The following is a 10,479-nucleotide window of genomic DNA, read 5'->3' on the forward strand; positions in this document are numbered from 1 at the left end:
CATGACACGAGACACACCGGACGAGACGGAGGACGCGGCCCTAGAGACCGACGGCGGGAGCGACACCGCTAGCGGCGCAGACGACGTCGCGCTCGACCCCTGGGGTTCCTCGACCGTCTCCGACTACCGCAAGCTGTTCGAGGAGTTCGGCATCGAGGCCTTCGACGAGGCGCTCGGCGAGGTGCCCGAACCCCACTATCTGATGCGTCGGGGCGTCATCTTCGGGCACCGCGACTACCGCCCCGTGGCCCGGGCGCTTCGCGAGGGTGAGGACGCCGCCGTCCTCTCGGGGTTTATGCCCACCGGCGACCCCCACATCGGCCACAAGCTCGTCTTCGACGAGATCATCTGGCACCAGCAGCGAGGCGCCGACGCCTACGGGCTGATCGCCGACCTCGAAGCCCACAGCGCCCGCGGCCTCTCGTGGGACGAAATCGACGACCACGCCCGCGACTACCTGCTCTCACTGCTCGCACTCGGGTTCGACCCCGAGGAGGGTGAGCTGTACCGGCAGTCGACCAACCGCGAGGTGCAGGACCTCGCCTTCGAACTCGGGTCGAACGCCCGCTTCGCGGAGTTCGAGGGAATCTACGGCTTCGACGGCGAAACCTCCGTCTCCCACATGCAGTCGGTGGTCACGCAGATGGCGGACATCCTCTATCCCCAACTGGAGGAGCCGAAGCCGACTGTCATCCCCGTCGGTCCGGATCAGGACCCCCACATGCGTCTCGCGCGGGACGTGGCCGCGCGGATGCGCTACTTCAAGGTAACCGAGGCGTACGCGAGCTTCGAGGCCGACGCCGCCGAGCGCGACCACTTGGCGGCCGCGTACGCCGCACTCGACGACGCGGACGGCGTCCGCTGTGAGGACGCCGCCGACTGGCTCGACGCCGAGATGGCCCCCGACGCCGCCCGGGACGCCGCAATCGACAAACTCCGTGCGGCCGGCAAGGAGCCGCTTCGCCCCCGGGTTCGGTTCCTCGACCGCAACGCCACCGACGCCGCCTTCGACGCCCTGATCGAGGCTGTCCCGGGCGAGAAACGCCGCTACGACGAACATATCGATGCCTTCGAGATGGACCGTGCGGCCGCCGAGGACCTGGCCCGCGAGGTGGAGGTCGACCACGGCGGGTTCGGCTTCGTGCCGCCCTCGTCCATCTACCACCGCTTCATGACCGGACTGACGGGCGGGAAGATGTCGTCATCGGTACCCGCCTCCCACATCTCCCTGCTCGACGACCCCCAGGACGGCTACGACAAGGTGAAAGCTGCGACGACGGGCGGCCGGGAGACGGCCGACAAGCAGCGCGAACTCGGCGGCGAGGCCGACGAGTGTCCCGTCTACGAACTCTACGCCTACCTCTTAGCGGGTGACGACGACGAGTTTGCAACCGAGGTCTACGAGGAGTGTGTCGGCGGCGAACGGCTCTGTGGCGGCTGTAAGGAGCAGGCCGCCGAACTCATGCGCGAGTTTCTCGAAGAGCATCAGGCGAAACGCGCGGAGGTCGAAGACCTGCTTGCCGACCTGGATATCGACCTCGAATCGGAGCGTCGCGGCGTGCCGGGCGACGGGCACTGACCGGCGATTCGGGCGTGCAGAACGCTTTTGCCGCGCGACCCGCACCCTCGTGTATGGCGACCGACCCCGCGACGACCGACTCGCTTGCCCGCGAAGCGACCGCGTCCGGGGTCGGGTTCTTTTTCGGCTGCTGAGGCCGGCGGACTCCGCCCGCGGCGGGCGGACAAACCCGACCTCCTCGGCCGCTCACGCGGACGACCGCGTGAGCCTTCGGAACTGCTAACTGACCGTATTCGGTGGACGTACACAAGAGATGCGACTCCCGGAATCACAGGTCGCGGTGTTGGAAGCCGCGAGCGCGACGGAGCAACGGACGATAGAACAGGTGAGTGAGGCGACGGGCCTGAAACCGGAGACGGTGACCGGCGCCGCCTTCGACCTCGAAGACGCGGGGCTGATCGAAGTGTCGGAACGCACCGACGCGTCGACCGAACTCACCGACGAGGGACACCGGTACCACGAGGCCGAACTCCCGGAGGTGAGCCTCCACCGGGCCGCCCTCGACGGCGCCGGCGGCGACGACCCCGGTGTGGATATCGGCCGCGCGGTCGCCAAATCCGAACTCGGCGACCGGGCGAACATCGCCCTGTCGAACTACGAGCGAAGCGGGTACGGCACCGTCTCGAACGGCGTCGTCGTCCCCGACGAGGTCGACCCGGGGGCCGACGAGGTGACGGCCGCTCTTGCGGCTGTCGCCGACGGCGACACCCCGGGTGACGACTTGCTCGACCTCCTCGAACGCCGTGACCTCGTCGTCCGTCAGGAGCGGACCGTCCGTTCGGTAACCCTCACCGACGAGGGCGTGACCGCGCTGATGGAGGGTGTCGAGGCCGCCGAGACGGTCGACCGCCTCACCCCCGAGTTGCTCACCTCCGACGAGTGGCAGGACGTCGAGTTCGCCGACTACAACGTCGAGGCCGACGCCCCCGAACGGCGCGGCGGCAAGGTACATATCCTCCGTCAGACCGCCGAGCGCGTGAAAGACACCCTCGTCGGCATGGGATTCCGGGAGATGGACGGCCCGCACGCAGACTCGGAGTTCTGGATCAACGACTGTCTGTTCATGCCACAGGACCACCCGGCGCGAACCCACTGGGACCAGTTCGCCCTCGACGTGCCGCCGATGGGAGAGATTCCGGCGGACCTGCTCGACCGCGTTCGCTCGGCGCACCTGGCTGGCGTCGGTGACGACGGACAGGGCTATCACTCGCCGTGGACCGAGGAGGTCGCCCGCGGGGTCGACCTCCGGGGACACACCACCTCGCTGTCGATGCGCTACCTGTCGGGACACGAAATCGGTGACCTCGAACCCCCGGAGCGCTTCTTCAGCGTCGAGAAGGTGTACCGCAACGACACGCTCGACCCGACTCACCTCCTCGAATTCTTCCAGATCGAGGGTTGGGTGATGGCCGAGAACCTCTCGGTGCGGGACCTGATGGGCACCTTCGAGGAGTTCTACGCACAGTTCGGCATCACCGACCTGCGATTTAAGCCGCATTACAATCCCTACACCGAGCCGAGCTTCGAACTGTTCGGCGAACACCCCGAAACCGGGGACCTCATCGAAATCGGCAACAGCGGGATGTTCCGCGAGGAAGTCCTCCGCCCCCTCGGCGTCGAGTGTGACGTGATGGCCTGGGGCCTGGCGCTCGAACGACTCCTGATGCTCATGTACGGCTTCGACGACATCCGCGACGTACACGGGACGCTCTGTGACCTCGACCTCCTGCGGAACACGGAGGTGTTGCACTGATGCCCGTCGTCAACGTCGATCCCGACGAACTCCGCCGGCTGACCGGTCACGACGAGAAAAGCGACGAGGCGTTCAAGGAGGATCTGTTCGCCCTCGGCCTGGAGTTCGAGGGTGAGACCGAGGATGGACAACTCCAACTGGAGTTTGGCCCCGACCGCCTGGACCGCCTTTCGGTCGAGGGGGTCGCCCGCTCCCTGCGCTACCAGTACGGCGACGACCGCGGGGTGTACGTCCCGAACACGAACGATCCCGACTGGACGGTCGTCGTCGACGACTCGGTGCCCGACGAGCGCCCCTACGTCACGGGCGCGGTGATTCGCGGGGTCGACCTTGACGACGACGCCCTCGACTCGCTGATCCAGTTGCAGGAGAAACTCCACGCGACGATGGGGCGGAAACGCGCCAAGGGCGCCATCGGCATCCACGACCTGACGATGCTGAAAGGCGCGGGCTACGGCGACGACGGCGGTAACTCGGTTACGTACCGCGGGGTCGACCCCGAGGGCGACCGCTTCGTCCCCTTGGACGCCGACCGCGAGATGACACCGGCCGACGTGCTCGAATCCCACCCCACCGGTGAGACGTACGCCCCGCTGGTGGACGAATACGACCGCTATCCGGCCATCTACGACGAACTCGGCCTGTTCTCGTTCCCGCCGGTCATCAACGGGCGGCGGACGGAGGTGTCGACCGACTCCCGAGAACTGTTCGTCGAACTCACGGGCACCGACCAGTGGACCATCGACCGGATGTGTAACGTCATCTGCTATGCGCTCGATGCCCGCGGCGCGACCGTCGAGGAAGTCACCGTCGAGTACCCCGACGAGCGCCTCGTCCGCCCGAACTTCGAGGTGGACGAAAAGACCGTCGCCCACGAGCGCATCGAGGGGATGCTCGGCGTCGACCTCGACGTCGAGGAGGCGGTCGACCTGTTCGAGCGCTCGGGACTCGACGCCGATCCGGAGGCAGACGGCGAGACCGTCACCTACGAGGTGTCGATTCCGCCGTACCGCACCGACGTCCTCCACCCACTCGACCTGATCGACGACGTGGGCCGGGCCTACGGATTCAACGACCTCGATCCTAGCTATCCCGACGTCTCGACCGTCGGCGGTCGACACGAACGCTCGGTCCACGAGTCCGCGGTCCGCACCTCGCTCGTCGGCCTCGGCTTCGAGGACCTGCTCAACTTCCATATGATCTCCGAGGCCGAGAACTACGACCGGATGGGGATCGGCCCCGGAACCGACGTCGTCGGCGGGGGAGCGCCGGTCACCATCACCGAACCGTACAGCGAGGACTACACGATGCTCCGAACGTGGGCACTCCCCTCCCTGTTGATGGTCCTCGAGAACAACACGCATCGGGCCTACCCGCAGGATCTCGCGGAGGTCGGCTTGGCGGCCGCCGCCGACGACGGCGAGAACACGGGCGTCGCCGAGCGTCGCACCGTCGCGGGCGCCGTGGCCCGCCACGACGCTACCTACGAGGACGCCAAGTCCCGACTGGCGGCGCTATGTCACGACTTCGACGCCGACTTGGCGACGCCCGCGACGACACATCCAACGTTCATCGACGGCCGGGCCGCCGACGTGGTGATCGACGGCGAGACCGTCGGCGTGATCGGCGAGGTTCACCCGCGCGTGCTCGTCGAACACGACCTTGAACTGCCGGTGGCGGCCTTCGAGTTCCGCCTGGACGCGCTGGCGTAGTCGCTGCCCCGACGCCGCCCGTCATCACCCAACCGAGGCGTTTAACATCGGTCACTCCGGTAGCGTCACGCGAGCAATGCCGAGCGGAGAATACGACCCCGAGACGGTCGAACGACAGTGGCAGGAGCGGTGGGTCGAGGAGGATCTGTACGCCTACGGTGACGGCGCGGTAGATCCGGACACCGTCTTCTCCATCGACTCCCCGCCGCCGACCGTCTCCGGAAGTCTCCACTGGGGGCACGTCTATGGCTTCACCCTTCAGGACTTCGTCGCCCGCTACAACCGAATGCAGGGCGCGGACGTGTTCTTCCCGTTCGGCTACGACGACAACGGCATCGCCTCCGAGCGCCTCGCCGAGGACGAACTCGACGTCCAACACCAGGAGTACGACCGCGACGTGTTTCAGGAGATGTGCCGTGGGGTCTGTGCGAAATACGAGGCGGACTTCACGGAGAAGATGCAGGCGCTCGGCATCTCCATCGACTGGACCGAGACCTACCAGACCATCGAACCGCGGGTCCAGCGCATCTCGCAACTCTCCTTCATCGACCTCTACGAGCAGGGGCGGGAGTACCGACAGCGCGCGCCCGCCATCTGGTGTCCGGACTGCGAGACAGCCATCTCGCAGGTCGAGATGGAAGACTCCGAGCAGGACTCACACTTCCACGACATCGCGTTCGAGGTTGCCGACCGCGACGACTCCTTTACCATCTCCACGACGCGCCCCGAACTCCTGCCGGCCTGCGTGGCGGTGTTCGTCCACCCCGACGACGACGAGAACGCACATCTCGTCGGCGACGAGGCCGAGATTCCGATCTTCGGCCAGACGGTGCCGATCATCGAGGACGAACGCGTCGACATGGAGACCGGGTCGGGCATCGTGATGTGCTGTACGTTCGGCGACCAGAACGACATCGAGTGGTACCAGGCCCACGACCTGCCGCTCCGCATCGCCATCGACGAGTCGGGGACGATGACCGACGTCGCCGGCGAGTACGAGGGACTCTCCGCCGACGAGGCCCGCGAGGCCATCGTCGACGACCTCGACGAGGCCGGGGCGCTTCTCGACCGCTGGCCCATCTCTCACGTCGTCAACGTCCACGAGCGCTGCGGGACGGAAGTCGAGTTCCTCGTCACCGAGCAGTGGTACATTAAACTGCTCGACAAGACCGACGAATATCTCGACGCCGGGCGGTCGATGGACTGGTTCCCCGACAAGATGTTCACGCGGTATAAAAACTGGATCGAAGGTCTCCAGTGGGACTGGGCGATTTCCCGTCAGCGCTCGTCGGGCATCCCGTTCCCAGTGTGGTACTGCGAAGACTGCGATACGGAGGTGATGGCCGACCGCGACCAGTTGCCGGTCGACCCGCTCTCGGACGATCCGCCGGTCGACGCCTGCCCGGAGTGTGGCTGTGAGACGCTCGTCCCCGAGGACGACGTCTTCGACACGTGGGCTACCTCCTCGTTGACGCCGCTGATCAACGCCGGATGGGAGTGGAACGAAGACGCGGGCGAGATGGAGATCGAGCGTCCCGAACTCTACTCGATCAACGTGCGTCCCCAGGGCCACGACATCATCTCCTTCTGGCTGTTCCACACCGTCGTGAAGTGTTACGAACACACCGGCGAGGTGCCCTTCGACAGCGTCATGATCAACGGCATGGTGCTCGACGAAAACCGGGAGAAGATGTCGAAATCGAAGGGTAACGTCGTCGCGCCCGACGAGGTGCTAGAGGAGTTCCCGGTCGATGCCGCCCGCTACTGGGCCGCCGGGAGTGCCGTCGGCGACGACCTGCCGTACAAGGAGAAAGGGCTGCGTGCCGGCGAGCGCCTCATGCGGAAACTCTGGAACGCGTCGAAACTCGTCGACGATCTCACCCCCGAAAAGCAACTCTCGCGGCCGGATCTCCGCGAAATCGACCGCTGGATGCTCGCCGAACTCGACGCACAGATCGACACCGTCACCGAACACTTCGAGCACCGCGAGTTCTCGAAGGCGCGGGACAGCCTCCGCTCCTTTTTCTGGCACACCTTCTGTGACGACTACCTCGAAATCGCCAAACAGCGCCTGCACGACGGCGATGATCCGTCGGCGGCGTACACGCTTCAGGTCGCTCACCGGCGATTCTGCACGCTGTTCGCCCCGATTCTCGCTCACGTCACCGAGGAACTGTGGCGTGACATGTACAACGAGGGGAGCGTCCACACGGCCGACTGGCCCGAACCGCTGGGCGTGACGGCGGATCTCACGGCCGGTGAGCGGGCGATGTCGGTCGTCGCCGCCCTCCGGAAGTACAAGACCGATCACCAGTTGTCGATGAACGCCGACGTGGACGCGGTGCGGGTGTACGGCGACGTGGCCGCCTTCGCCGAGGACATCCGACGGGTGATGCACGTCGGCGAACTGGAGTCCGTCGACGAGGAACCGCCGGTCGAGTCGGTCGTGACCGGTGTCGACCTCGATTACTCCTTGGTCGGTCCCGAGTTCGGCAACCGCGTCTCCGATATCGAGGCCGCTATCGCCGACGGCGACTACGAGGTGGTCGACGGCGACCTGCACGCCGCGGACGCCGAACTCGACCCCGAGATGTTCGAACTCGAAGAAGAACGGCAGTACACCGGTGAGGGCGAGATGGTCGAGGCGGGCGAGACGGTCGTTATCGTCCGAGACTGACTACAGGTCGGCGCCGACGGCCGCCTCGACGGAGTCGAAGCCGTCCCGTTCTAACAGGTCGACGAGGCCACGGTTGATGTCGCGGGCGAGACTCGGCCCTTCGTAGACCAGGCCCGTGTACAACTGTACGATGCTTGCCCCCGCGCGAATTTTTCGGTAGGCGCCCGCGGCGTCGGTAACTCCGCCGACGCCAACGACCGGCACGTCGGTGCGCTCGGCGATGAACGAAACCATGCCCGTGGCGCGCTCCTCGATGGGGTCGCCTGAAAGTCCGCCTCGCTCGGCTCGGTTCGGGTTCTCGAGGTTGTCCGGCCGGTCGATGGTAGTGTTGGTCGCGACCACCCCATCCAAGTCTAGGTCGTCGACGACGGCGAGGGCCTCGTCGGCGGCTGGCCCCGCTAGGTCGGGGGAGAGCTTCACCAACAGTGGTTCGGCGCCGGCGTCGACGAGGCTGCCGAGAATGCGCTCCAGTGACTCGCGGTCCTGGAGTTCGCGCAGTCCGGGCGTGTTCGGACTGGAGACGTTCACGACGAAGTAGTCGCCGGCGTCGGCGACCCGGTCGTAGGTGTAGCGGTAGTCGTCGGCCGCGTCGGCGAGGGGCGTCGACTTCGACTTGCCGATGTTGATCCCCACGGGGGCGTCGGGCAGGTCGGCGTCCGCGAGGCGTGCCCCGACCCGGTCGGCCCCCTCGTTGTTGAACCCCATCCGATTTATCAGCGCGCCGTCCTCGGGGAGGCGAAAGAGTCGTGGCCGGGGGTTGCCCGGTTGGCGTTCGGCCGTGACGCCGCCCACCTCGACGTGGCCGAATCCGAGCGCCGTCAGCATCGACGGGAGTTCGGCGTTCTTGTCGAAGCCGGCGGCGACGCCGACCGGGGTATCGAAGTCGAGTCCGAACACGTCGGTCCGGAGTCGCTCGTCATCGACGGCGTACCGCTCTCGAACCAACCCTTCGATGCCCGTTCCTTGGGCGGTGCGGAGCAGTCGGTGTGTGGCTCGGTGGGCCGTCTCCGCGGGCAACGCGAACAGGAGCGGCTTGCACAGGTCGTAGGCTCTCATTGGCTCGCTCCGTCGGTGCCGTCGAGATCGGTCATCGGATCAGAAATCGTGTTCCACGTCGTCCTGATCGGCCTGCTGGATAATTATCTTCCCGTCCCGAACCCGGACGAACACTTCGTCGCCGATCTCCATCCCGGCCACGGCGAGTTCGTCTTCGTGCAGGTTGACGTGGACGTTGTGGTACTCGCCGTTCTCGTCCTTGGCACCGCTTGGACTGAGCTTCTTTTTCCGGACCATCGGGGGTGTCTAGGCCCCTTTCGCCACAGGACACACATAAGTGTTGTCTACTGTCCGACGGCAACGCCTGTGGGTAACTCGCCGCGACCCGCTCGGCTGGATCGGACAGAGCAACGACCCTGTATTCGTGCCGTGATCCCCGTCAGGGCCCCTGATTTGCCGGTATATTTATGTTGTGCCATGTGTTCGATTCCCATAGAGGTGCAAAATCATGGTACGAGAGGACGGTAAACGGAACTTCGTGATGCGTGAGGAGGGTGAGGAGGACAGCGTGTTTTCAGGGAACATGCCTCGGCAAGCGGCCCTGAAAGCGGCACGCCGTCTCGATCCCGAAGGTTCAGAGGAGCAAGCGGAGGCGGACGCAGAGGAGATCCGACTTCGGGAGAAGGGGACCGACAAGGTCCACATCTTCGAGGCGTGGGCCTGGGAGCAGGAGGCACCGGACGACAAACCCGACTGGATGGGCGACGAGATCACGAAAGGCAACGTCTCGAAGAAAGGCATCGAACATCTCGACGAGTGACGGCGGCCGGCGGACGGGGCGACAGGTGCCGACAAGGCTTTGTTCGCTCGCCGATCACCTCCCTGCGCGCGGCCGCTCCCCGGCGGGACCACCCGTACGAGCGGGGGATGACCGACCGGTCTCCAGCCGCGCGACATTACCTTACATCCTCTCCGTGACGACGCCCGTGAGACAGTCCCGTGTAATCGACTGACGAGGCGCCTCCACTTCGACGGCCTTATTTATACCCCTCTCCTCTCCAGTAGTACGCACGTCGTCGGCGTCGATTCGGCGTTCGGAGTTGGTCCGAACGATCCGTAATCGGCGGCCGGCGGCGGGACGCTTCCGACGCCCTTAAGTGTATAAGGGCGTTCGGTGGTAATGCGAAGGGCGAGGGCGACGGTGCCCTCGGCTACACCCGGATCGGTTACGCCGACCGGGGGCGACTCGAAGCCCGATCAACGGGCTTATATGGGTCGCCCTCCTCGGTTCAGATCCGGACGAAACATGAGGATTCCACCCCTGCGGTCCGCCGTAAGCCGGAATCTGATGTGAGCCTTGGTGGTTCGGTGTCACCCGGTCGATCCGGTGACCCGAACCATGGACCTCAGTGGTCTACACGACGCGGAAACACTATGTTTCCCGCCACCCCTCACTCGCAAGAGTGAGTTCATTCCGGTTGATCCTGCCGGAGGCCATTGCTATCGGGGTCCGATTTAGCCATGCTAGTTGTACGAGCTTACACTCGTAGCAAATAGCTCCGTAACACGTGGCCAAACCACCCTACAGAGAACAATAACCTCGGGAAACTGAGGCTAATAGTTCATACCCGTCTCACGCTGGAATGCCGAGACGTGCAAACGTTCCGACGCTGTAGGACGTGGCTGCGGCCGATTAGGTTGACGGTGGGGTAACGGCCCACCGTGCCGATAATCGGTACGGGTTGTGAGAGCAAGAACCCGG

The 10,479-nt window shown here is 65.5% G+C and carries 7 protein-coding genes and 1 rRNA gene; 6 read left to right on the plus strand and 2 right to left on the minus strand.

Annotated elements, in window-relative coordinates; genetic code table 11:
* Window position 1: 1 nt before the first annotated feature.
* The 4 genes from NO878_RS10420 to NO878_RS10435 all read left to right on the plus strand — a co-directional run bounded on the left by NO878_RS10420 (window position 2) and on the right by NO878_RS10435 (window position 7,721).
* Window positions 2-1,579, plus strand: a complete 1,578-nt coding sequence (locus NO878_RS10420) for a tryptophan--tRNA ligase (RefSeq protein ID WP_256405922.1) — start codon at window positions 2-4, stop codon at window positions 1,577-1,579.
* A 253-nt stretch (window positions 1,580-1,832) separates the two neighbouring features.
* The gene (gene pheS, locus NO878_RS10425; protein WP_256405923.1) at window positions 1,833-3,332 is read left to right on the plus strand and encodes a phenylalanine--tRNA ligase subunit alpha; all 1,500 of its coding nucleotides are present in this window, start codon (window positions 1,833-1,835) and stop codon (window positions 3,330-3,332) included.
* Complete coding sequence (gene pheT, locus NO878_RS10430; protein WP_256405924.1) at window positions 3,332-5,044, plus strand: phenylalanine--tRNA ligase subunit beta; 1,713 nt, start codon at window positions 3,332-3,334, stop codon at window positions 5,042-5,044. The genes pheS and pheT overlap by 1 nt, the downstream gene beginning before the upstream one ends.
* Before the next feature lie 76 nt (window positions 5,045-5,120).
* Window positions 5,121-7,721 (plus strand): valine--tRNA ligase, encoded by a 2,601-nt coding sequence (locus tag NO878_RS10435; RefSeq protein WP_256405925.1) that lies wholly within the window; start codon window positions 5,121-5,123, stop codon window positions 7,719-7,721.
* On the opposite strand, the gene NO878_RS10440 is transcribed toward NO878_RS10435, so the two are convergent.
* On the minus strand, window positions 7,722-8,777 hold the full coding sequence (locus NO878_RS10440; protein WP_256405926.1) for a quinone-dependent dihydroorotate dehydrogenase: 1,056 nt from the start codon (window positions 8,775-8,777) through the stop codon (window positions 7,722-7,724).
* Between the two features lie 39 nt (window positions 8,778-8,816).
* The gene (locus tag NO878_RS10445) at window positions 8,817-9,014 is read right to left on the minus strand and encodes a hypothetical protein (RefSeq protein ID WP_256405927.1); all 198 of its coding nucleotides are present in this window, start codon (window positions 9,012-9,014) and stop codon (window positions 8,817-8,819) included.
* Between the two features lie 211 nt (window positions 9,015-9,225).
* On the opposite strand from NO878_RS10445, the gene NO878_RS10450 reads away from it, so the two are divergent.
* Window positions 9,226-9,537 (plus strand): non-histone chromosomal MC1 family protein, encoded by a 312-nt coding sequence (locus tag NO878_RS10450; RefSeq protein ID WP_256405928.1) that lies wholly within the window; start codon window positions 9,226-9,228, stop codon window positions 9,535-9,537.
* Window positions 9,538-10,188: 651 nt separating this feature from the next.
* Window positions 10,189-10,479: ribosomal RNA gene (locus NO878_RS10455) — 16S ribosomal RNA — on the plus strand; the annotation flags it as partial.

It is taken from the genome of Haloplanus ruber (assembly GCF_024494725.1).
GTDB lineage: Archaea > Halobacteriota > Halobacteria > Halobacteriales > Haloferacaceae > Haloplanus > Haloplanus ruber.

Excerpts from the sequence above, each read along its gene's own strand:
- NO878_RS10450 (WP_256405928.1), top strand. The coding sequence starts at position 9,226 with ATGGTACGAGAGGACGGTAAACGGAACTTCGTGATGCGTGAGGAGGGT.
- NO878_RS10435 (WP_256405925.1), top strand. The coding sequence starts at position 5,121 with ATGCCGAGCGGAGAATACGACCCCGAGACGGTCGAACGACAGTGGCAG.
- NO878_RS10445 (WP_256405927.1), bottom strand. The coding sequence starts at position 9,014 with ATGGTCCGGAAAAAGAAGCTCAGTCCAAGCGGTGCCAAGGACGAGAAC.
- NO878_RS10440 (WP_256405926.1), bottom strand. The coding sequence starts at position 8,777 with ATGAGAGCCTACGACCTGTGCAAGCCGCTCCTGTTCGCGTTGCCCGCG.
- pheS (WP_256405923.1), top strand. The coding sequence starts at position 1,833 with ATGCGACTCCCGGAATCACAGGTCGCGGTGTTGGAAGCCGCGAGCGCG.
- NO878_RS10420 (WP_256405922.1), top strand. The coding sequence starts at position 2 with ATGACACGAGACACACCGGACGAGACGGAGGACGCGGCCCTAGAGACC.
- pheT (WP_256405924.1), top strand. The coding sequence starts at position 3,332 with ATGCCCGTCGTCAACGTCGATCCCGACGAACTCCGCCGGCTGACCGGT.